General features: G+C 64.5%; 20 protein-coding genes and 1 riboswitch. Of the genes, 14 read left to right on the top strand and 6 right to left on the bottom strand.

Going from position 1 to position 22,638, the window contains the following annotated elements:
* Positions 1-20 precede the first annotated feature (20 nt).
* A complete protein-coding gene (locus AC07R0_RS03370) occupies positions 21-944 on the top strand; it encodes an alpha/beta hydrolase (protein ID WP_495103798.1) in 924 nt (307 codons plus the stop codon).
* Between the two features lie 18 nt (positions 945-962).
* Here the strand turns inward: AC07R0_RS03370 and AC07R0_RS03365 are convergent, their stop codons facing one another.
* Together AC07R0_RS03365 and AC07R0_RS03360 are read right to left on the bottom strand one after the other, a co-directional pair.
* Positions 963-1,580, bottom strand: a complete 618-nt coding sequence (locus AC07R0_RS03365; RefSeq protein ID WP_495103797.1) for a response regulator transcription factor — start codon at positions 1,578-1,580, stop codon at positions 963-965.
* A complete protein-coding gene (locus AC07R0_RS03360; protein WP_495103796.1) occupies positions 1,577-3,535 on the bottom strand; it encodes a sensor histidine kinase in 1,959 nt (652 codons plus the stop codon). Before AC07R0_RS03360 ends, AC07R0_RS03365 begins: the two co-directional genes overlap by 4 nt.
* A gap of 171 nt (positions 3,536-3,706) precedes the next feature.
* Here AC07R0_RS03360 and AC07R0_RS03355 point away from each other — a divergent pair, with 171 nt between their 5' ends.
* The 4 genes from AC07R0_RS03355 to AC07R0_RS03340 all read left to right on the top strand — a co-directional run bounded on the left by AC07R0_RS03355 (position 3,707) and on the right by AC07R0_RS03340 (position 7,526).
* Entirely contained in the window at positions 3,707-4,726 is a 1,020-nt protein-coding gene (locus tag AC07R0_RS03355) for a TRAP transporter substrate-binding protein (protein WP_495096976.1), read from the top strand.
* Between the two features lie 63 nt (positions 4,727-4,789).
* A complete protein-coding gene (locus AC07R0_RS03350) occupies positions 4,790-5,383 on the top strand; it encodes a TRAP transporter small permease (protein ID WP_495103795.1) in 594 nt (197 codons plus the stop codon).
* Between the two features lie 17 nt (positions 5,384-5,400).
* Positions 5,401-6,729 (top strand): TRAP transporter large permease, encoded by a 1,329-nt coding sequence (locus AC07R0_RS03345; protein ID WP_495096975.1) that lies wholly within the window; start codon positions 5,401-5,403, stop codon positions 6,727-6,729.
* A gap of 128 nt (positions 6,730-6,857) precedes the next feature.
* Positions 6,858-7,526, top strand: coding sequence for an SDR family oxidoreductase (locus AC07R0_RS03340; protein ID WP_495103794.1), 669 nt, complete (start codon positions 6,858-6,860; stop codon positions 7,524-7,526).
* An 8-nt stretch (positions 7,527-7,534) separates the two neighbouring features.
* Here the strand turns inward: AC07R0_RS03340 and AC07R0_RS03335 are convergent, their stop codons facing one another.
* Positions 7,535-8,044 carry an Lrp/AsnC family transcriptional regulator gene (locus AC07R0_RS03335; protein ID WP_495103793.1) on the bottom strand — a complete coding sequence of 170 codons (510 nt, stop codon included), beginning with the start codon at positions 8,042-8,044 and terminating at the stop codon, positions 7,535-7,537.
* 171 nt (positions 8,045-8,215) lie between these two features.
* Between AC07R0_RS03335 and AC07R0_RS03330 the strand changes: the two genes are divergently transcribed.
* The 9 genes from AC07R0_RS03330 (at position 8,216) to metF (ending at position 20,536) form a co-directional block, all read left to right on the top strand.
* Positions 8,216-9,232: a 1-aminocyclopropane-1-carboxylate deaminase gene (locus AC07R0_RS03330; protein WP_495103792.1), complete on the top strand. Its 1,017-nt coding sequence runs from the start codon at positions 8,216-8,218 to the stop codon at positions 9,230-9,232.
* Between the two features lie 18 nt (positions 9,233-9,250).
* Positions 9,251-11,920: an alpha-ketoglutarate dehydrogenase gene (gene mdeB, locus AC07R0_RS03325; RefSeq protein WP_495103791.1), complete on the top strand. Its 2,670-nt coding sequence runs from the start codon at positions 9,251-9,253 to the stop codon at positions 11,918-11,920.
* 378 nt (positions 11,921-12,298) lie between these two features.
* On the top strand, positions 12,299-13,129 hold the full coding sequence (locus AC07R0_RS03320) for a DUF3348 family protein (RefSeq protein WP_495103790.1): 831 nt from the start codon (positions 12,299-12,301) through the stop codon (positions 13,127-13,129).
* The gene (locus tag AC07R0_RS03315; protein ID WP_495103789.1) at positions 13,126-15,687 is read left to right on the top strand and encodes a DUF802 domain-containing protein; all 2,562 of its coding nucleotides are present in this window, start codon (positions 13,126-13,128) and stop codon (positions 15,685-15,687) included. The genes AC07R0_RS03320 and AC07R0_RS03315 overlap by 4 nt, the downstream gene beginning before the upstream one ends.
* The gene (locus tag AC07R0_RS03310) at positions 15,684-16,343 is read left to right on the top strand and encodes an OmpA family protein (protein WP_495103788.1); all 660 of its coding nucleotides are present in this window, start codon (positions 15,684-15,686) and stop codon (positions 16,341-16,343) included. The genes AC07R0_RS03315 and AC07R0_RS03310 overlap by 4 nt, the downstream gene beginning before the upstream one ends.
* Positions 16,340-16,951: a DUF2894 domain-containing protein gene (locus AC07R0_RS03305; RefSeq protein WP_495103787.1), complete on the top strand. Its 612-nt coding sequence runs from the start codon at positions 16,340-16,342 to the stop codon at positions 16,949-16,951. Before AC07R0_RS03310 ends, AC07R0_RS03305 begins: the two co-directional genes overlap by 4 nt.
* A gap of 65 nt (positions 16,952-17,016) precedes the next feature.
* Positions 17,017-17,112, top strand: a riboswitch (S-adenosyl-L-homocysteine riboswitch).
* Positions 17,113-17,200: 88 nt separating this feature from the next.
* Positions 17,201-18,634 carry an adenosylhomocysteinase gene (ahcY, locus tag AC07R0_RS03300; RefSeq protein WP_495103786.1) on the top strand — a complete coding sequence of 478 codons (1,434 nt, stop codon included), beginning with the start codon at positions 17,201-17,203 and terminating at the stop codon, positions 18,632-18,634.
* Between the two features lie 52 nt (positions 18,635-18,686).
* A complete protein-coding gene (locus tag AC07R0_RS03295; protein ID WP_495103785.1) occupies positions 18,687-19,691 on the top strand; it encodes a TlyA family RNA methyltransferase in 1,005 nt (334 codons plus the stop codon).
* Positions 19,688-20,536: a methylenetetrahydrofolate reductase [NAD(P)H] gene (gene metF, locus AC07R0_RS03290; protein WP_495073935.1), complete on the top strand. Its 849-nt coding sequence runs from the start codon at positions 19,688-19,690 to the stop codon at positions 20,534-20,536. Before AC07R0_RS03295 ends, metF begins: the two co-directional genes overlap by 4 nt.
* On the opposite strand, the gene AC07R0_RS03285 is transcribed toward metF, so the two are convergent.
* From AC07R0_RS03285 to AC07R0_RS03275, 3 genes are all read right to left on the bottom strand, one after another.
* Positions 20,537-20,902, bottom strand: coding sequence for a hypothetical protein (locus AC07R0_RS03285; RefSeq protein WP_495103784.1), 366 nt, complete (start codon positions 20,900-20,902; stop codon positions 20,537-20,539).
* Between the two features lie 23 nt (positions 20,903-20,925).
* Positions 20,926-21,246, bottom strand: coding sequence for a DUF6172 family protein (locus tag AC07R0_RS03280; RefSeq protein WP_495103783.1), 321 nt, complete (start codon positions 21,244-21,246; stop codon positions 20,926-20,928).
* A gap of 167 nt (positions 21,247-21,413) precedes the next feature.
* Positions 21,414-22,595 (bottom strand): acetyl-CoA C-acyltransferase, encoded by a 1,182-nt coding sequence (locus AC07R0_RS03275; protein WP_495103782.1) that lies wholly within the window; start codon positions 22,593-22,595, stop codon positions 21,414-21,416.
* Positions 22,596-22,638: the final 43 nt, after the last annotated feature.

The following is a 22,638-nucleotide window of genomic DNA, read 5'->3' as shown; positions in this document are numbered from 1 at the left end:
GCAGGGTACCGGGACTCGCCATGCTTTCTCCTGAATTCGCACCGACCTGGACCGAAAGCGAGATCAGCACGGATGGCCTATGTGGCACCCTCACGCTGCCCCTTGGTGCTTCAGCAATACCGGCAGTTCTTCTGTTGGCCGGCTCTGGCCCCGTAAATCGGGATGGCAACTTGCCGGGCCTGCCCAATGACAGCCTGAAATTGTTGGCGCATGCTCTGGCGGCGCAAGGCATCGCTTCGCTGCGGGTCGATAAACGTGGCGTTGGCTCCAGCCAGGTGCACGCAACACGGGAACAAGATTTACGCTTCACCCGCTATGTCGATGACGCTCTGGCTTGGCGTGCAGTTCTGGCGTCTCTCGAACGCATATCCGCGGTCTTTCTGTTGGGTCACAGCGAAGGCGCCCTCGTCGCGACCATGGCCGCCCAAGGCGCTCAGGTAGCGGGCCTCATCCTGGTCGCGGGTGCCGGCGAAGCGGCTCCCAAAATCATCGCGCGCCAACTGGCGGCGGCGGGTGTGCCGCTTGCGCTGCAAGAGGCGTCCCAACACATTGCGGCATGCCTGTGCGAGGGAGATACCACCCCCAATGTCCCCGCCGAGCTCGCACAGTTCTACCGCCCCCGCATCATGAATTACCTGGCGTCCTGGTTCACGCTCGATCCAGCCAACGAGTTCGCCAAGACCTGCTGCCCTGCGCTCGTTGTCCAAGGCAGCACAGACCTGCAGGTGGGCGTTGCAGACGCGCATAGGCTTGCTGCCGCGCGTCCAGACGCCACTCTTTACCTGGTAGAGGGCATGAACCACATCCTCAAAATGGCCCCCGTGGACAGGGCAGCCAATTTGCAAACCTATTCCATGCCGCAGCTCCCTTTGGCCCAGGCACTTGTTGAGAGGATTGTGAATTTCATCCGGTCTGCAGAACAGTCGGCCAGCGCACGCCGCTGAAGTGGACGCCGCGAATGCTCAGGCCTTGGCCAGCAGCGTCGCCAGCTCAGCGGAGGAGCGCACAGCCAGCTTGGCATAGACGCGGGCGCGGTAGACCTCCACCGTGCGCACCGAGATATGCATTTCATCGGCGATAACCTTGTTCAGCTTGCCGGCGGCCACGCGGTGCATGACCTCGCGTTCGCGCTGTGTCAGGCCAGCCAGCTTGGCGCCGCGCGCATCGCCCTCGGCCAGGCGCTGCTGCTGGGCAGCTTCCACCGCCAGTGCATCGCGCACCCGCTCCACCAGGGCGGCGTCGCCAAACGGTTTTTCCACAAAATCGAAAGCACCTTTTTTCAGCGCATCCACGGCCATGGGAATGTCGCCGTGGCCGGTCAGAAAAATCACCGGCAGGGTGTTGCCGCGTGCCGCCAGCTCGTCGTACACCTGCAGCCCCGACAACGGCTCCATACGCACGTCCAGCAGGATGCAGCCCCGTACCGGCGTGGGGCCGTCCAGCGCGGCCAAAAAGGTCGGGCCGTTGGCATAGCTGCAGACGCTGAAGCCATGCGAGCTGAACAAAAACTCCAGCGCGTCGCGCACCGGCGCCTCGTCGTCCACCAGGTGCACTGCGACGGGGTGGTTGGGGAGTGTCATGCGTTGGTTTCCTCGTCTTGGATGTAGACGTCGTGGGCCTCGAACAGGGGCAGGGTGAAGGACAGGCGGGCACCACCCAGCAGGCTGGGGCCGGCGTCCATGCTGCCGTGGTGGATCTCGATCACCGAACGGCAAATCGCCAGGCCCATGCCCATGCCTTCCAGCTTGGTCGAGTAAAAGGGTGCAGTCAGCTGCTCAATGCTGCGGCCGTCCAGTCCGGGGCCGTCGTCCTCCACGTCCAGGCGCACAAAGCGCTCGCCCGCCGGCGCGGCGGTGATGCGGATCTGGCCTTCGCAGCGATGGCCGGACAAGGCGTCAGCGGCATTACGCACCAGGTTGATCAGCACCTGTTCGATCAGGATGGGGTCGGCATACACCGGTGGCAAATGACTGGCCAGCGCCCACTGGATCTCGATGTGCTGGCGCTTCAGATCGCGCTGCAGCAGCTCCACCGCGCGGCGTGCCACGGCGGCCAGGTCACTGGGTTCGCGCTGGGGCGCACGGCGGGTCAGGAACTCGCGTATGCGCTGCACGATGCGCCCCGCCTCGGCGGCCTGTTCGCCCTGGTTCCTCAGCGCCTTCAGCACCGGCTGGTTGGCATAGCCTTCCTGGTGCAGCATGCGCTGCAGGCCGGCGTTGTAGCCGATGATGGCGGTCAACGGCTGGTTCAACTGGTGCGCCAGGGCCGAGGCGACCTCGCCCAGTGTGGTCAGGCGGGCCTGGTGGGCCATGGCCTCGGCCTGGTGGCGCTCACGTTCTTCCAGGTGCTTGCGTGCGGTGATGTCGATGATGGAGCCCATCCAGCCGATCTGCGTGCCATCGGCGTCGATCAGCGGCGACTCGAACACCATCACGTTCAACATGTGCCCGTCCTGGTGGCGCCACACGGCTTCGTAGCCGTCGCGAGGGGCATTGCCCGCCAGGTTGCGGCGGTTGCGCAGCATGACTTCGTCGATAGACTCCGGCGGCCAGTAAGGCATGGGCGGCGTCAAGCCGACCAGCTTGTGCGCGGGCAAGCCCACCATATCGCAGAGGGTGCGGTTGACGTAGAGGATGCGCCCCTCGGCATCGCGTGCGCGCAGGCCCACCAAGGCTGAGTCTTCCATGGCCTGGCGCCAGGCGGCTTCGGTGCGCCAGGCGCCCTCGGCACGCGAGATCTGGCGCACCTGGCGACGCAGCAGCACGGTGGCCACCAGCATCAGTGCCAGGAAGCCCACCACCAGCACCACCGGCAGAGTGCGCCAGAACGGCCGGGGTATCTCGCGCAGGGTGAGCTCCAGGTAGGTGCCGGGCATGTTGCGCCCGACCTGCACCTTGTAGCTTTCATGGGCCTGCGGGTCCAGGTGCAACGGCACTTCATCCACCGAGGCAATGGTCTGGTCGGAGGTGTCCAGCAGCTGCACATCGTATTTGCGCGAGACCCACCACGGTGTGCCACGGCGCAGCAGCAGAGCCGCCGAATAGCGCACCACGAGGCGGTCCGCGCCCGCGGCCTGCACCAGGTGAGCCGACATGCCGGGGCTTTCCAACAGCTCGCGCAGCGCGCCGTGACTAATCGGTTGCTGCTCGGGAACATTGGCGACGATGCGGTTGTTGGCGTCCAGCCAGGTCACGCTTTGCCACAGGCTGCGCAGGCCGTTGGACACGTCGGCGTTGGTGGCCAGCCCGGCGGTGTTGCGCGGCAAGTGCGGCAATTGTTTCGCCAGATCCTCCAGGTAGGTGGCCTCCACGTCCATGCGGGCGCGCAACTGCGCCTCGGTACTCAGCGCATCGGCAATCATGGTGGCACGGCGTTCGGCCTGGTCGTCGCGGTCGGCCCGCCAGGTCCAGGCCAGATCGCCGGCGACGAAGGCCAACGAGGCCAGCAGCGGCAGCGCCCACAGCCAGCGGCGCACGCGGCTTTGCAACGCGCTGTCGTGGCTGCGCGGGGCATGGGTGTCGGGGTTAGCCAGCATGTTGGAAGTCTAGCGCCGGCGGCAGAATACAAGTGCTTTTGCGGCGTCGAAATTCAGGGTAAACCCTTGGATTTAAAGGGCTGGGCGCTATAAATGTGGAAGTCCACACTAGCCCGGCACGAGGCCGCAGCAGACACTCCGCGCCATCCTCTTTCCATTCGGAGACATCCCATGACAAATTTTGCTCGCCGCACCCTGGTGCAACTGGCCGTCGCGGCCGCTACTGTGTGCACCGGCGCCGTGGCTTTTGCACAAGCCCCTATCGTCATCAAATTCAGCCACGTGGTGGCCCCCGACACCCCCAAGGGCAAGGGCGCTCAACGTTTCAAAGAACTGGCCGAGCAACGCACCAACGGCAAGGTCAAGGTTGAGCTGTACCCCAACAGCCAGCTGTACAAGGACAAGGAAGAACTCGAAGCCCTGCAGCTCGGTTCGGTGCAGATGCTGGCGCCTTCGCTGGCCAAGTTCGGCCCCTTGGGCGCCAAGGAATTCGAGGTGTTTGACCTGCCTTTCCTGTTCAAGGACGAAGCTTCTTTCCGTGGCATCACCGAAGGCCCGCTGGGCGCTGAACTGTTCAGCAAGCTGGAACCCAAGGGCATCCATGGCCTGGCGTACTGGGACAACGGCTTCCACATCATGAGCGCCAACAAGCCGCTGCATACCGTGGCCGACTTCAAGGGCATGAAGATGCGCATCCAGAGCTCCAAGGTGCTGGACGCCCAGATGCGCGCACTGGGCGCCATTCCCCAGGTGATGGCTTTCAGCGAGCTGTACCAGGCGCTGCAATCCGGCGTGGTGGATGGAACGGAAGGCGTGCCTTCCAACTTCTACACCCAGAAGATCTATGAAGTGCAAAAGAACATCACCATCTCCAACCACGGCCACCTGGCCTATGCGGTGATCGTGAACAAGAAGTTCTGGGACGGCCTGCCAGCCGACATCCGCACCACGCTGGAAGGCGCTGTGAAGGATGCCACCACCTACGCCAACGCCATCGCCGCCACCGAAAACGTGCAGGCTCTGGACAAGATCAAGGCCAGCGGCAAGACCACCATCTACACCCCAACCGCTGCTGAAATCACCGAATGGAAAAAGGCCTTGATGCCCGTGCACAAGGAAATGGAAGCGCGCGTGGGCAAGACCACGATTGAAGCCGCATACAAGGCAGCAGGCTTCGTCGCTCCCAAGTAATTCCTATAACAACTGCGCGCCCTTGCCATGCTCGCCATGGCAAGGGCGCGCTTTGGAGATTCCATGTTCAACCGAATACTCAACCACCTGGAGGAATGGCTTATCACCTTCCTCATCGGGGCTGCGACGCTGGTGATTTTTATGGCGGTGGTGCACCGCTTTTTGAGCGGCGTGCCCTATATCCAGGACTACGCCGTGCGCATCGACGTGAGCTGGGCGCAAGAGCTGTGCATCTACATGTTCGTGTGGATGGCCAAGTTTGGCGCGGCCTATGGCGTGCGCAACGGCACCCATGTGGGCGTGGACGTGCTGGTGCGCCAGCTTCCCCCCGAAAAGGCCAAGTGGCTGGTGCTGTTCGGCCTGCTGGCAGGTGCGTTGTTTACCGGCGTGGTGGCCACGCTGGGTGCGAATTTTGTGTGGGAAAACGGCTTTCACTACGCGTTGTTTCACATGCTGGGCCTGGACCTGGGTGATGTGCCCGAAGGCCCCACCTCGCCCGACCTGGAACTTCCCACCTGGATTGCCTATTCCTGCGTGCCGTTGGGCTCGTCGCTGATGTGCTTCCGCTTTCTGCAGGTGGCCTGGCAGTTCTGGCAGACCGGTGAGGTGCCCCATGCGGCGCATACCGTGGCTGGTGTTGACGAAGAAGCCCAATAAGCCGCCGGAGACTGTTCATGAATACCCTCATCATTTTTTCTCTGCTGGTCCTCTTGATGATCACAGGCATGCCGATTTCGATCGCGCTGGGCCTAACCGTACTGACCTTTCTGTTCACGCTGACCGATGTGCCCGTAGCCTCAGTCGCCTTGAAGCTGTTCACCGGCATCGAGAAGTTCGAGATCATGGCGATCCCGTTCTTCATTCTGGCAGGCAACTTCCTGACGCACGGGGGGGTGGCCAAGCGGATGATCAACTTCTGCACCTCCATGATCGGCCACTGGTACGGCGGCATGGGCCTGGCCGGCGTGCTGGCCTGCGCACTGTTTGCCGCCATCTCCGGCTCGTCCGTGGCTACCGTGGTTGCTGTCGGCTCCATCATGCTGCCCGCGATGGTCAAGCAGGGTTACCCCAAGCAATTCGGGGCCGGCGTGATCGCCACCTCGGGCGCCTTGGGCATCCTGTTCCCGCCGTCCATCAACCTGGTGATCTACTCCATCGCTACCGCCGGCATGAACGGCGTGGGCCCGAATGGCGAGGCCGTCAGCTCGGCCTCGGTGGGCCAGTTGTTCCTGGCCGGTATCGTGCCCGGCCTGTGCCTGTCATTTCTGCTGGGTGTCACCACCTGGTGGCGCGCCAAGAAGCTGGACTACCCGCGCATGCCCAAGGCGACCTGGAAGGAACGCTACAAGGCCTTCCGCGACAGCATGTGGGGTCTGCTGCTGATCGTGGTGGTGATTGGCGGCATCTACAGCGGCAAGTTCACCCCCACCGAGGCGGCCGCCATGGCAGCGGTGTATGCGTTCTTCATCTCGGTGTTTGTCTACAAAGACCTGAAGCTGAGTGACGTACCCAAGTCGTTGCGCAGTGCCGCAGCCATGAGTTCCATGCTGCTGTACATCATTACCAACGCGGTGCTGTTCTCGTTCCTGATGACGTCCGAGCAAATTCCACAGGCCATGGCCGCGTGGATGAGCGCCCAGGGCTTTGGCCTGGTGGCATTCCTGCTGCTAGTGAACGTGATTCTGCTGGCCGCCGGCAACTTCATGGACCCCGCCGCGATCGTGCTGATCATGGCGCCCATCCTGTTCCCAGTGGCCGTCAAGATGGGCATCCACCCGGTGCACTTCGGTATTCTGATGGCCGTCAATATGGAAGTGGGCCTGTGCCACCCGCCCGTGGGCTTGAACCTGTATGTGGCCTCGGGCATTACCAAGATGGGTATCAGTGAGCTGACCGTGGCCGTATGGCCGTGGCTCAAGACCATGATCGCCTTCCTGCTGGTGGTGACCTTCTGGCCTAGCCTCACCCTGTGGCTGCCACGGGTGCTGGGCATGGTGACCTGACCGCGCTGTACACCCATAGCGACAAGAGCCCCGGCATGCCGGGGCTTTTTTATTTGCTACACATATAGGAGCTACTGGCACAGGTGCTATGTGCGATAGCATAGGATTTTCCATATAGGAGATTGTGCATGGCCAACATACTCATCCTGGGCGCGTCGCGCGGCATAGGCCTGGAGTTTGCGCGCCAGTACGCCGAAGCCGGCGAGCGCGTCATCGCCACCGCCCGAGACGCAGCCGGCCTGGCCCGCCTCAAGGCCGTGGGGGCCGAGGCTTTGCGCCTGGACGTGGCCGACCCGACCAGCATCAGCGGCCTGGCCTGGCAGCTGGACGGCGAAAAAATCCATCTAGCCCTGTACGTTGCGGGCCTGTTTTCACAAGGTGGCGCCACCTTGCCACCCACCCAGCAGGACTTTGACCGCGTGATGCACACCAATGTGCTGGGCGCCATGCAGGCCATTCCCCAGGTAGCGCCCTTGGTGGAGGAAGGGGGAGGCGTATTCGCCTTCATCACCAGCGGCATGGGACAGATCAGCAGCGTGGCCTCCAGCGCCAGCTGGACCTACCGCGTCAGCAAGGCCGCACTGAACATGGCGGTGGCCGCCGCCCAGCACGACTATCCGCGCGCCACCCTGCTGGCGCTGTGCCCGGGCTGGGTGCAAACCGATATGGGCGGCCCCGGCGCCAGCCTGACGGTAGAGGCCAGCGTGGCCGCCATGCGCCGCACCCTGGCGGCGGTGACGCCGGCCGACCGTGGGCGCTATCTGCACCACGACGGGCGGCCCTACACCGGCTGGTAAATCAGCCCCTAGATGGGGAACTGGGTGGTCGACAGCACCTGCTTGAGCACCATGAACGAACGAATCTGCCGCACGCCCGGCAGGTGCAGCAGCTGCGTGGCGTGCAGGTTGTTGAAGCTGTCGTTGTCGCGCGTGCGCAGCAGCATGAAATAGTCAAACTCGCCCGTCACCACATGGCACTCCATGCAGCCCGACACCTTGGCTGCCGCCTTCTCGAACAAGGCGAATGACTCCGGCGTGGACCGGTCCAGCACCACGCCTATCAGCACCAGCATGCTGGCGTCCAGCGCCTTGGGGTTCAGCAGCGCGACGATGCCCGAAATAAAACCCAGCTGCTTCAGCCTATCCACCCGCCGCAGGCAGGCCGGCGGGCTCAGATTCACCTTGGCGGCCAGCGCCACGTTGGTCATGGACGCATCGCGCTGCAGGGCGCGCAATATGGCTTTGTCGGTACGGTCTATGGCGTGGTCAGCGTTGTCGGCGGATGCCGTCTTGGTTTTTACTTTTGTTGCGCACATATTTCTTATCAAGACATAAAAATACAACCATATCAAAGAATCAAGGTTTTAAAGATAAATAAGGAAGAATGTTTGCAACCCTGTTAAGCAGGGTGCTCCCTAGAATTTGGCTATGCGTTGCAAGGCACCCGCGTTGCGCGTCCACCGTCTTTAACTTTGCGAGCCACCACCATGAACCTGCAGAAATTCCCGCGCCACGCCCTGACCTTTGGCCCCTCGCCCATCACCCCGCTGAAGCGGCTGAGCGCACACCTGGGCGGCAAGGTGGATCTGTACGCCAAGCGCGAGGACTGCAACAGCGGCCTGGCCTTCGGTGGCAACAAGACCCGCAAGCTGGAATACCTGATCCCCGAGGCCATCGCGGGCGGCTATGACACCCTGGTGTCCATCGGCGGCATCCAGTCCAACCAAACCCGCCAGGTCGCCGCCGTGGCCGCCCACCTGGGCATGAAATGCGTGCTGGTGCAGGAAAACTGGGTGAACTATTCCGACGCGGTGTACGACCGGGTGGGCAACATCGAGATGTCGCGCATCATGGGCGCCGACGTGCGGCTGGACGCCGCTGGCTTCGACATTGGCATTCGCCCCAGCTGGGAGCAGGCCATGGACGACGTGCGCAAGGCCGGCGGCAAGCCGTTTCCGATTCCGGCAGGTTGCTCCGAGCATCCACTGGGCGGCCTGGGCTTTGTGGGCTTTGCCGAAGAAGTGCGCCAGCAAGAAGCCGAACTCGGCTTCAAGTTCGACTACATCGTGGTCTGCTCGGTAACGGGCAGCACCCAGGCCGGCATGGTCGTGGGCTTTGCCGCCGATGGCCGGGCCGACAAAGTGATTGGCATCGACGCCTCGGCCAAGCCTGAAAAAACCCATGCGCAAATCCTGCGCATCGCGCGCCACACCGCCGAAATCGTGGACCTGGGGCGCCCCATCGAAAGCAAGGATGTGGTGCTGGACACCCGCTACGGCGGCCCTGAATACGGCCTGCCCAGCGCCGGTACGCTCGAAGCCATCCGCCTGTGCGCACGCCAGGAAGGCATGCTGACCGACCCGGTGTACGAGGGCAAATCCATGCACGGCATGATCGACATGGTGCGCAAGGGCGAATTCCCCGAAGGCTCCAAAGTGCTGTACGCCCACCTCGGCGGCGTACCGGCCTTGAACGCCTACAGCTTCTTGTTCCGCAACGGCTAAAACCACAAGGTGCGCAGCATGGAACAGCAGGACGCGAACGATCCCGAAGAACTGCGTGAGTGGTGCGACGCGCTGGACAGCCTGCTTCAGGCCTGGGGCCCGCAGGCCGGGCGGGCACGGGCGGTGGAGCTGCTCGACGCCCTGCTGGCCCACGCGCGCAGCCGCAAGCTGGCCTGGCGCCCCGAGCCCGTCACGCCCTATCTGAACACCATAGGCGTGGACGAACAGCCGCCGTACCCGGGCGACCTGGCCCTGGAGCGCCGCCTGTCTGCCATCCTGCGCTGGAATGCCCTGGCCATGGTGGTGCGTGCCAACACAGCCCATGGCGAGCTGGGCGGCCATATCGCCAGCTATGCATCGGCCGCCGATCTGTTCGAGGTGGGCTTTCAGCATTTCTTCCATGCGCGCACGCCCAGCCATGGCGGCGACCTGGTGTACTTCCAGCCGCACTCGGCGCCAGGCGTGTATGCGCGCGCCTACCTGGAGGGGCGCTTGCCCGAGAGCGCGCTGCAGCACTACCGGCAAGAGCTGGTGGCCGAGGGCCAAGGCCTGCAGGGCCTGAGCTCCTACCCCCACCCCTACCTGATGCCGGACTTCTGGCAGTTCCCAACCGGCTCCATGGGCATAGGGCCGATCAACGCCATCTACCAGGCGCGCTTCATGCGCTATTTGGCGCACCGCAATTTGCTGGAAACCGCTGGCCGCAAGGTCTGGGGCTTTTTTGGCGATGGAGAGATGGACGAACCCGAATCCATCGCCGCGCTGACCCTGGCCGCCCGCGAGAAGCTGGACAACTGCGTCTTCGTCATCAACTGCAATCTGCAGCGCCTGGACGGGCCGGTGCGCGGCAATGGCCGCATCGTGGACGAGCTGGAATCCCTGTTTGCCGGCGCGGGCTGGAACGTGGTGAAGTGCCTCTGGGGCTCGGAATGGGATGCGCTGCTGGCCCATGACCACGGCCATGCCATCACCCAGGCTTTTGCGCAGACGGTAGACGGCGAATTCCAGACCCTCAGTGCCAACGACGGCGCCTTCAACCGCCGCACCTTCTTCAACAAAACACCGGCGCTGCAGGCGCTGGTAGCCCACCTGACCGACGCGCAGATTGACCAACTGCGCCGTGGCGGCCACGACCCGGTGAAGATCCACGCCGCCTTCGCCAAGGCCGCACAACACCAAGGCCAGCCCACCGTGGTGTTGGCAAAAACCATGAAGGGCTATGGCATGGGCTCCGTGGGCCAGGGGCGCATGACCACGCACCAGCAGAAGAAGCTGGACCGCGACGACCTAATGGCGTTTCGCGAACGCTTCCAGCTGCCGCTGACGGACGCCGAAGTCACCCAGGCCGCGTTCTTCAAACCGGCAGCCGACAGCCCCGAGATGCGCTACCTACAGGCCAGGCGCCAGGCCCTGGGCGGCTACCTGCCACAGCGCGAAAGAACCGCGCCGCCTGTGGCCGTTCCCGCGCTGGAGAGCACCGCCGCCTTTGCCCTGCATGCCGACGGCAAGGCCATGAGCACCACCATGGCCTTTGTGCGCCAGCTGGGTGCGCTGCTGAAGGACTCTGTGCTGGGTCCGCGCGTTGTGCCCATCGTGGCCGACGAGGCGCGCACCTTCGGCATGGCCAATCTGTTTCGCCAGGTCGGCATCTACGCACCCTTTGGCCAGCTCTACCAGCCTGAGGACGCGGAGTCCATGCTGTTCTACAAGGAAGAGGTGTCGGGCCAGATTCTGGAAGAGGGCATCAGCGAGGCGGGCGCCCTGTCTTCCTGGACTGCAGCCGCCACCAGCTACTCCACGCATGGGCTGGCCATGCTACCGTTCTTCATTTACTACAGCATGTTCGGCTTCCAGCGCGTGGGCGACCTGATCTGGGCCGCTGCGGACCAGCGGGCCCGCGGCTTTCTGGTTGGCGCCACCTCGGGCCGTACCACGCTGGGCGGCGAGGGCCTGCAACACCAGGACGGCAGCAGCCATCTGGTGGCGTCCTCCATCCCCAACTGCCGCGCCTACGACCCGGCTTTTGCGGGCGAGCTGGCCGTCATCATCGACCACGGCGCGCGCCAGATGCTGGAAGCCCAGGTGGACGAGTTCTATTACGTCACTGTGACGAACGAAAACGTCGAAAATCCCAGCCTGCCCGCCCAAGCGCATGCCGATGTGCTGCGCGGCATGTACCTGCTGCGCCAGGGCAAGCCTCTGCCGCGCAGGGTGCAGTTGTTCGGCAGCGGCGCCATCATGGGCGAAGTGCTGAAGGCCGCCGAGCTGCTGGAGCGCGAGCACGGCGTGGCGGCCGATGTGTGGAGCGTCACCAGCTACATCGAGCTGGCCCGCGAAGGCCAGGCCCAGGAGCGGCTCTGGCGCCAGGGCACCAAGCCCATGGTGGACAGCTGGTTTGGCCGCAAGCTGGCGGCCAGCAGCGGCCCCATCATCGCCGCCACCGACTATGTGCGGGCCCTGCCAGAGATGGTGCGCGCCTTTGTGCCCGAGGGCCGCCGGTATGTGACGCTGGGCACAGACGGCTTTGGCCGCAGCGACTCGCGTGCCGCACTGCGTGCGCATTTCGAGGTCAACGCCCAAGCCATCGTCCAGGCCAGCATCCGCCTAGTGCACGAGATCATCTTCAACGAGACCGACAGCAATCGCCGCCGGCATGACGACGACGCCATGTCGATGGCATCCATCTAAGCCCGTTCTAGGTGAATTCTGGTTCGCTACTAAAAAAATAGCTGCCTGCGCAGGTATTACCTGCGCCAGAGTGCATTTTCTTTAATATTTTTCTGCTCAGCTCGCGCGGTGGAGCTGCCAGCACATACCCGACCGGGGAAGCGCTCAAAGTGCACCCGGTACAATCCGCGCCCAGCCAAGGCCATTCAGAAACAGCACGCTGCTACCGAATGCATGCCCGGGCTACAAGCGCTACGCGCAAGGTGTTTTCACCATGGGGCTGCGGCGAGTCCGCCGTGCCCACGCCCACTGGCCCATCGCTATGGGAATGGGCAGGTGCCCCCATACAGCCACATTGAGCCCCATTGCCGCTACCTCCTGGGTGCAAAGGAATCTTTTTTGCGCACGAACTTCAGCAGTTCCAAACTTGTTCGCCTGCTTGGTGACCCGGCCTCCGTCGGCAAGGCGGGCGCCAGCGTGGATTCTGCCGAGCAGCTGAGCGTGCTGCTGGGCGTATTCGACGCGGTGACGCTGCGCGGCGCGCTGCAAGCCATCCAGACCACGCGTGCGGCCGCCCAGCCCGCTGGCAAGTCCGTCCAGGTAGGCCGCAGCGTGGATGTCGCCGCACAGATGCAGCAGGTACGCCAGGTCCTGGTCCACGCCATCACCACCAAGCCGGTGGCAGTGGCCGATGCGGGCGCCAGCCGGCGGCGGGGCCGCAATCCCGAACCCTTGTCCCTGCCGGTGCCAGCCGCGCCCGAAGAAGCGGTGGCCGACTACGCGGTATTTCGCCAGCGCCACCAGGACCTGCAGCGCCAGATGGATTTGATGCTGCCGCCCTTGCGTGTGAATGTGCGCGAGGCGATTGCCGCTGTGTCGCCCACCTTGCGGCAGCTGGCGGCTCTGGACGCCGTGTGGGAGCAAATGCTGGCAGTGCGCGAGCAGAAGTTGCTGGCCACCATCCCAACGCTGCTGAAGCACCGGTTTGAACAATTGCGCACGGACCCGTCGCAGCCATCCGCCGGGTTGGCGCCCACCCTGTGGCGCCAACCCGGCGGATGGCTGGACCGGTTTGACAAGGAACAGCAGGCCGTCATGTTGGCCGAGCTGGACCTGCGGCTGGAGCCTGTCATGGGCCTGGTAGAGGCATTCCAGCGGGAAACCGCGCTTGAGCGTGCGCCCTCTGCGGTGCCGCGCAGGAATATTGAAAAAGTTGAGAACGCAGTATGAATAGGTTTGTTTTCGCCACCGTCTTCGCCATCGGTCTGCTGGGCGTGACCTGGGTAGGCTATGGATTTGTGGGCACGAGCGCGCTGGCGCTGGCCGTGACCGCGATGATCGCCGGGGTGTACCTGCTGGGGGCGCTGGAGCTGCGACGCTTCAGGGCCGACACGGCATCGCTGGCAACCGCGCTGGCCGAGCTGGCGCAGCCGCCCGCTGACTTGCCCACCTGGCTGGAGCGTGTGCCAGCCCTGCTGCGCAACCCCGTGCGCATGCGTGTCGAGGGCGAACGCGGCGCCCTGCCCGGCCTGGCGTTGACGCCGTACCTGGTGGGCTTACTGGTGATGCTGGGCATGCTGGGCACCTTCCTGGGCATGGTGGTCACCTTCAAGGGCGCGGTGTTTGCGTTGGAGGGCTCCACCGATCTGCATGCCATCCGCTCCGCCCTGGCGGCGCCCATCAAGGGCCTGGGCCTGTCGTTCGGCACCTCGGTCGCCGGGGTGGCGGCGTCGGCGGTCTTGGGGCTGCTGTCGGCCATGGCCCGGCGCGAGCGGCTGGACGTGGTGCGCCTGCTGGATGCACGCATTGCCACCACCTTACGACCCTTCTCCATGGCGCAACAGCGCCATGACGCCTTCAAGGCCGTGCAAATGCAGGCCCATGCGCTGCCCGAGGTAGCCGCGCGCCTGCAGGCCATGATGGACGGCATGGAGCGCCGCAGCCAGCAGCTGAGCGAGCAGTTGCAAGGGCAGCAGGCGCAGTTTCACCGCGAGGTGTCGGGGGCCTATGGCGAATTGGCCAGCTCCGTCAGCGCATCGCTGCAGGCCAGCCTGGCCGCTGCGGCACGCGCGGCAGGCGACAACATCCAACCCGTGGTCCAGGCGGCGATGGCCGAGATGGCACAGGAATCCACGCGGCTGCACCAACGCGTCTTTGACGCCACGCAAAGCCAGCTGAATGGCCTGGCCCAGAGCTGGGACGCCGCGGCCGTGCGCACCGCCGATGGCTGGTCCACCGCGCAACACAACCATGTGCGCAGCAGCGAGGCCCAGGCGGCACGATTTGACGCGGCGCTGCAAGGCTTTGCCGATACGTTTGAGCTGCGTTCCAGCACGCTGCTGGCTTCGGTACAAGCGGCTGCAGCCCAGTCCCGGGACGCACAAGCGGCCGCAGACCAACTGCACCTACAAGGCTGGACGCAGGCATTGCAGTCCACCATCCATACGCTGCAGGGCGAATGGCGCGCCATGGGCGAACAGGCCCTGGCCCAGCAACAAGCTGTGTGCCAAACGCTGGAGAAGACCGCTGGCGCAATGGTGGAGCACACCAGCCAACGCGCCGAAACGACCCTGACGCAGGTGGCCGATTTGGTAGCACGGTCTGAAGCTTTGTTGGCCGCACACACCGCCGCAGAGGCTCGCTGGACACAGGACCAGAGCGAGCGCCTGGCGCAATTGGCCAAGCTCTCGCACGCCGCGCTGCAAGGCTTTGCCGATACATTCGAACAACGCTCCAGTACGCTACTGGCTTCGGTGCAGGCGGCCGCAGCCCAGTCCCGCGAGGAGCAAACGGCGGCCGATCAGCTGCACCTGCAGGGCTGGACGCAGGCATTGCAGTCCACCACCCACACGCTGCAGGGCGAATGGCGCGCCATGGGCGAGCAGGCGCTGGCCCAGCAACAGGCGGTATGCCAAACACTGGAGAAGACCGCAAACGAAATGGTGGCACACACCAGCCAACGCGCCGAAACAACCCTGGCACAGGTGGCTGATCTGGTGGACCGGTCTGAAGCTTTGCTGGCCAGCCATACCGAGGCAGAAGGCCGCTGGACGCAGCAGCAGGGCGAGCGCCTGGACCAGTTGGCCAGCCTTTGGCGCACCGAGCTGGCAGCATTGCGCGCCGAAGAATCCACCCGTGGCCAAGCCGCAGTGGACCGGCTGGCGCAATTGCAGACCGCCGTGGTGACCCATTTGGCGACCTTGGGCACGGCCCTGGAAGAGCCCATGGCCCGGCTGATGTCCACCGCAGCCGAGGCGCCAAAAGCCGCAGCGGAAGTAATTGCCCAGCTGCGCAAACAAATGGCCGGATTCAGCGAACGCGACAACCAGGCGTTTGCAGAACGCACCCAGTTGGTGGCGCAACTCGACACACTGCTACAGACGCTGAACCAGGCTGCGGGCGACCAGCGCACCGCCATCGAGTCGCTGGTGGCATCCGCTGCCAGCGTGTTGGACTCTGCGGGCAGCCAGTTTGCCCAAGCGGTGGAGGCGCACACCAGCCAGACCGCACAGGTGGCGGCGCAGGTCACCGGCAGTGCCGTGGAATTGGCCAGCCTGGGCGAAGCCTTTGGCCACGGTGTGCAGTTGTTCAGTACATCGAATGAAAAACTGGCGGACAGCCTGCAGCGCGTAGAGGGCGCCATCCAGCAGTCGGCAACACGCAGCGACGAACAACTGGCCTACTACGTGGCCCAGGCGCGCGAGGTGATTGACCTCAGCATCGCCGCGCAGCAAACGGTGGTGGAAGACATGCGCCGCCTGCGCAGCGCGGAAGGGGTTGCGGGATGACCGGCGCGGAAGACTGGGACGACGGAAATGGCGGCGTAGAACAGACCGCGCCCGTCTGGGCGGTGTTCGGCGACCTGATGTCGGGCCTGCTAGGCGCCTTTGTGCTGGTACTGGTTGGTGTGCTGGTGGTACAGATGGACCTGGTGACTAATCTGCAGGCCGAGGTGGCCAAGCGCCAGAGCGAAGAGCAGCGCCGCATGGCCCTGGAAAAGGCCCTGGCCGTGCCCTTGGCCACAGGCCGCGTGACCTTGAACAACGGCCGCATCGGCATCAGCGGCAACGTGCTGTTCCCGGTGAACTCGGACCAGTTACGCCCCGAAGGGCGGCAATTATTGAAGAGCCTGGTGCCACCGCTGCAGGTCTACCTGGGCGCCCGGGACGACATGCTGATGGTCAGCGGCTTTACCGACAACCAGCCCATCATCGACCGCAACCAGCATTTCACCGACAACCTGGAGCTGTCGGCCCAACGTGCGCTCACGGTGTCACGTGCCCTGATCGAATCCGGCATGCCCTCATCGCGGGTATTTGCGGCCGCGTTTGGTGCCGAGCAACCCGTGGCATCCAACGACGACGACAAGGGCCGTGCACAAAACCGCCGGGTGGAAATGGCGCCAGTGCCCCGCTCAACAGCCGAGAAGCCGCCGGCACCATGATGCCGCCAGAGGCTTTCGATGCAGCGGCGGCGTTGGCGTCCTTGCGCAGCGCAGGTGCGCAGCACTGGGACCCCGTGCGCTTTCGCTACCTGGAAGCCCTGCAAAACCGTGTGGAGTCTGCACCCGAACCCGTGCGGCGCATCGTGGAGGGCAAGCTGCAAGCAGGGCTGACGGCCTATACCGAACGTGGCGGGCGTCGGCCACTGGCAAGCGGGTCCGAATCCTCTCCCCCGCCCACCTCTCCGCTAGCTGCGCTGAACGCCTACATCCGCACCGCCACGCAGCCCCATACCGAGGTGAGCGGGCCGCCCACTGGCTGGGGCGGCCGGCCCGAGCTGAAGAGTGTGCAAGGTTTCCGGGAAGTCTGGTCCAAGTTTGCGGTTGTGGACCAGGTGGAGCAGTCGCTCAAACGGGGCCCGGAAAACGCGGGGCCCTTGAATTCCCACATGCTGGTGCTGCGCTCACTTGCCACGATGCGCGAGTTGTCGCCCGAGTACCTGCGCAGATTTTTGTCACATGCCGAAACCCTGCTGTGGCTGGACCAGGAAAGCCAGCGTCTCAGCACTCCGCAGGCGCGGTCGGCGCGCACCAGCAAGCGGAAGAAATAAAGGCCGTACGCGTTCGGTTACACGACTTTCATGCGTGGCGCAGCGGCTTCTCCTTATAATGGCCGAATTCCGAGGAGCGCTGCAACCCCCGGCCTGGCCACCCCAGGCTCCGGTGTGAGGCTCGGAATCCATCCATTTAGTGATAACCGCGCTCACCCACTGCCTGCTAGGCTGAAATTCGGGTGAGTCCCGGTTCAGCGTCTGCGCAGTGGCCCTACCAACATGTACCAACCTGTTTTGGAGCCCACCATGAACGCAGTTCTCAAACCAATTTCTACCGTCGACCAAGCCATTGCCGACCTGAGCCTGGCCGCCTGGGGCCAGCGCGAAATCCGCATTGCTGAGACCGAAATGCCCGGCCTGATGGCCATCCGCGAAGAGTTCGCCGCAGCCCAGCCGCTGAAGGGCGCGCGCATCACCGGCTCGCTGCACATGACGATCCAGACCGCCGTGCTGATCGAAACCCTGCAAGCCCTGGGCGCCACCGTGCGTTGGGCTTCGTGCAACATCTTCTCGACCCAAGACCACGCCGCTGCTGCGATTGCCGCCGCCGGCACGCCGGTCTTCGCCATCAAGGGCGAGTCGCTGAAAGACTACTGGGACTACACCCACAGCATCTTCGACTTCGGCGCCAAGGGCACGCCCGGTGAAGGCCCGAACATGATTCTGGACGACGGCGGCGACGCCACGCTGCTGATGCACCTAGGCCAACGCGCCGAGAAGGACATCAGCGTGGTCGGCAACCCCACCAGCGAAGAAGAAACCCTGCTGTTCGCCGCCATCAAGGCCAAGCTGGCCGTGGACCCCACCTGGTACACCCGCAAGTCGGCCGAGATCATCGGCGTGACCGAAGAAACCACCACCGGCGTGCACCGCCTGAACGAAATGTCGGCCAAGGGCACGCTGCTGTTCCGCGCCATCAACGTGAACGACTCGGTGACCAAGAGCAAGTTTGACAATCTCTACGGCTGCCGCGAATCCCTGGTGGACGGCATCAAGCGCGCCACCGACGTGATGATCGCTGGCAAGGTGGCTTGCGTGGCCGGCTACGGCGACGTGGGCAAGGGCTCAGCCCAGGCGCTGCGCGCGCTGTCGGCCCAGGTCTGGGTGACCGAGATCGACCCGATCAACGCGCTGCAGGCCGCCATGGAAGGCTACCGCGTGGTGACCATGGACTACGCCTGCGAACACGCCGACATCTTCGTCACCACCACCGGCAACAAGAGCGTCATCACCCACGCCCACATGCTGAAGATGAAGGACCAGGCCATCGTCTGCAACATCGGCCACTTCGACAACGAAATCGAAGTTGCCGCACTGGAGCAGTACAAGTGGGAAGAAATCAAACCCCAGGTGGACCACATCCAGTTCCCTGACGGCAAGAAGATCATCCTGCTGGCCAAGGGCCGCCTGGTGAACCTGGGCTGCGGCACGGGCCACCCCAGCTTCGTGATGTCGGCCAGCTTCGCGAATCAGACCATCGCCCAGATCGAACTGTTCACCAAGAAGGACGCCTACCAGCCCGGCAAGGTGTACGTACTGCCCAAGCACCTGGACGAGAAGGTCGCCCGCCTGCACCTGAAGAAGGTCGGCGCCATGCTGACCGAACTGACCGACGAGCAGGCCGCCTATATCGGCGTCAGCAAGAACGGCCCGTACAAAGCCGAAACCTACCGCTACTAAAGCGTCCGCTCCCCCGCTCCCCGGGGGAGTTCTTACACCCTTACGGAGCCCCATGCGCGCTGACCAATTACTCGTAGAACGCGGCATGGCCGCATCCCGCTCGCAGGCCGTGCGCCTGATCGCCGGAGGCATGCGCTGGTTTGACGGCATCAAATGGCGTGATGTCGCCAAGAACAAGGACGACATCCCAGAAGACGCCCAGCTGGAACTGCTGGACGCTGCAGAGGCACGCTATGTCTCGCGCGGCGGGCTCAAGCTCGAAGCCGCGCTGAAGCATGTCGGCCTGGACGCCAGCGGCCTGAAAGTGTTCGACGTGGGCCAGTCCACCGGCGGCTTTACCGACTGCCTGCTGCAAGCCGGCGCGGCGCAAGTCACCGGGGTGGACGTAGGCCATGGCCAGCTGCACCAGAAGCTGCGCGAGGACAAGCGGGTGCTGTGTGTGGAGGGGCTGAACGCCCGCTCGCTCACGCCCGAGTCCCTGCAGGACGCTTGCGAGCATGTCTTGTCCGAGCATTGGGAACCTGCGGCCGTGACCGACCCCGAGCCCGTCTCGCCCTACAGCTGGATGAACGGCAACGGCGAAGTCACCGACTACGACGACAGCGACGATGCCGACGACGCCGAGGTGGAAGCCCATATGGCACAGGCGACCGGCAAGGTGAATGCCCGCGCCCTGGACGCCGAACCCGAAGTTGCGGCGCCCACCAAGCACCGCCGCAAGGCCGGCCTGGACGGGCTGGATACCGAGCCCGAATTCGACCTGGTCACGGGCGATGTGTCCTTCATCTCGCTGACGCTGATACTGCCGGCCCTGGTGCCGCTACTCAAGCCCGACAGCCATTTGCTGATGCTGGTCAAGCCGCAGTTCGAGCTGCAGCCCGGCCAGGTCGGCAAGGGTGGCATCGTGCGCGACGAATCCATGTACGCCGTGGTGGAAGCGCGCCTGCGCGATTGCTGCGCCGAGCTCGACCTGGAAGTACTGGACTGGTTTGACAGCGCCGTCGCCGGTGGCGATGGCAACCGTGAATTCTTCATTTTTGCAAAGAGAGCCCCATGAGCCTCGCATCCAATTTCCCTATCAGTCTCGAATTCTTCCCGCCCAAGACGGACGAAGGCGCGGCCAAGCTGCGCATCGTGCGCCAGGCGCTGTACGCGCTGAAACCCGAGTTCTGCTCGGTCACCTTTGGCGCTGGCGGCTCGACCCAGGAGGGCACGTTTGCCACCGTGGCCGAGATCCTGGCCGAAGGCGTGCCGGCGGCCAGCCATTTCTCCTGCGTGGGCGCGACCAAAGCCACCGTGCGGGCCCAGTTGGCCACGCTGCAGGCCATGGGCGTGAAACGTCTGGTGGCCTTGCGCGGCGACCTGCCCAGCGGCTACGGTGCGGGCGGTGAATTCCAGTACGCCAGCGACCTGGTGGCCTTCATCCGCGCCGAGACCGGCGACGCCTTCCAGATCGAGGTGGCCTGCTACCCCGAAATCCACCCGCAAGCCAAGTCGGCCGACGCCGACCTGAACGCCTTCGCCATCAAGGTGCATGCGGGCGCCAACTCGGCCATAACGCAGTATTTCTACAACGCCGACGCCTACTTCCGCCTGCTGGAAGACGCGCGCAAGCTGGGTGTGACGGTGCCTGTGGTGCCCGGCATCATGCCGATCTCCAGCTCCAACCAGCTGATGCGCTTCAGCGATGCCTGCGGTGCGGAGATCCCGCGCTGGATACGCCTGCGTCTGCAGGGCTTTGGCGACGATACCGCCAGCATCAAGTCCTTTGGCCTGGATGTGGTGACCGAGCTGTGCGAACGCCTGGTGGCCGGTGGCGCCCCCAGCCTGCACTTCTACGCCATGAACCAGAGCGCAGCCACGCTGGAAATTTGCAAGCGCCTGGGCCGCCTGGCGGCCTGATCAGTCGGGTAGAAAGCGCTGCCGAAAGGCATCGCAAAACTGCGCGCTGCCGGTCAACGACAGGGTCACCGTGCAACGCGGTGGCCCGGCAGGCGCCAGCCGGGCGCTGAACTGGCGGGTCTGCTCGTCGTAGTCCAGCGCTTCGGAAGCGGCCCACTCCTGCTGACCGTGCACATGAAAATCCCACTCACCACCCTCGTCCAACGGGGCACGCAGGCCGGGGAAGGCCGTAAAAGCCCAGTCCAGCACCTGGGCCATCTCCTGGCGCACGGCGGCCACCTGCGCAGGCTGGGTGGATGCCATGGCCTCGAAGCTGCCGTAGCCTTGCGCGTCTTCGCTGAAATCGAAGTCCAGGTAATTCAGCATGTTCAGCTCCAGCGCAGCGGGTTTCAGTCTTCCGCGTCGTCGCTGTCGTCCTGGCGTGCAGGCTTGGCGGCGCGTACGCCGTTCTTGGCTACCAGCTCGATGTAGAACGAGGCCGCGCCGCTGACGGCAATTTCGTCTATCAGCTTGGTGATGGCGGCGTAATGCGCCACGACGGCGGTGTCCGCGCTGCTGCCAAATTTGCAATCCCAGTCCCAGTAGTCCGCGCCGGCAGGCAAGGGCTTGCGCAATTGGCGCTGCATGTATTTGCGGATTTCGTGCTTGGTGGCGTCCAGCACGCGGTCACGGTGCTTGCCTTCGATATTCAGTTGGAATGTTTTTTTCACAGATGCCTTTGAGACGCCGAAACCACCCTGGTTGGGAGCTAAACGGCAGGCGTTCGATTATGGGGCTTGGCGTTTGCTATTGTTTTGATAGCCGCTGGCGCAGCTTTTATCTGCGCCAGAGCCACTTTTCATTAAAAATTCAAACCTGGCCGCCGCAACCTCTGCTTTCATAGCAACTCAATCGCCATGGCTACCGCCTCACCACCGCCTATGCACAGGGTGGCAACGCCTCGGCGCAGGCCGTGCTGGCGCAGCGCGTACAGCAGCGTGACCAGAATGCGCGCGCCGCTGGCACCGATCGGGTGGCCCAGCGCGCAGGCGCCGCCGTGCAGGTTGACGCGGCCGTGCTCCATGCCCAGCTCGGCCATCAGCGCCATGGGCACCACGGCAAAGGCTTCGTTCACCTCCCACAGGTCCACATCCGCCACGCGCCAGCCGATCTTGTCCAGCAGCTTCTGTACCGCGCCCACCGGGGCCGTGCTGAACCAGGCCGGCGCTTGTGCGTGGCTGGCGTGGCCGACGATGCGCGCCAGCGGCGGCGTGGGCCATTGGGCGGCAGTGGAGGCGCGGGCCAGCACCAGGGCGGCGGCGCCGTCGCTGATGGAGCTGCTGCTGGCCGCAGTGATGCTGCCGTCGGGCTTGAATGCGGGCCTCAGCGTGGGAATCTTGTCCAGGCGGATGCGGCCTGGCGCCTCGTCCACGTGGACCTCCACACCACGCACCGCCACTGGCGTGATCTCGTCCGCAAACGCATTGGACGCAATGGAGACCTGGGCACGCTGCACGCTGGTGGTGGCGAACGCATCCTGCGCCGCGCGGCTGAAGCCGTAATGGGCCGCGCAGTCCTCGCCAAAGCTGCCCATGGAGCGGCCCGGCTCGTAGGCATCTTCCAGCCCGTCGAGCATCATGTGGTCCAGCACCCGGCCATGGCCTATGCGGATGCCGCTACGTCCCTGGGGCAGCAGGTGGGGCGCGTTGCTCATGCTCTCCATGCCACCGGCCACCACCAGGTCCAGGCTGCGCGCACGCAGCATGTCGTGCGCCAGCATGGCCGCGAACAGGCCGGAGCCGCACATCTTGGACAAGGTGACAGCCCCCGCGCTTTGCGGCAGCCCGCCCTTGAAGCCCGCCTGCCGGGCAGGCGCCTGGCCCTGCCCGGCCATCAGACAGTTGCCGAAAACGACCTGGTCGATGCGCGCAGGATCCACGCCGGCGCGGGCCACCGCCGCCTGAATGGCGGCCCCCCCCAGGTCATGCGCGGCCAGCGGCGCCAGGCTGCCCTGGAATGCGCCCATGGGCGTACGGGCCGCGCCCAGGATGACGATGGGGTCCATTGCGGTAAGGGTCATAGTGGCGCTCCTTGGCGTACAAGTTAGCGCCCCACTCTACTCT

It is taken from the genome of Rhodoferax sp. GW821-FHT07F03, from assembly GCF_059418745.1.
This window is presented reverse-complemented; position numbering and strand designations above follow the sequence as displayed.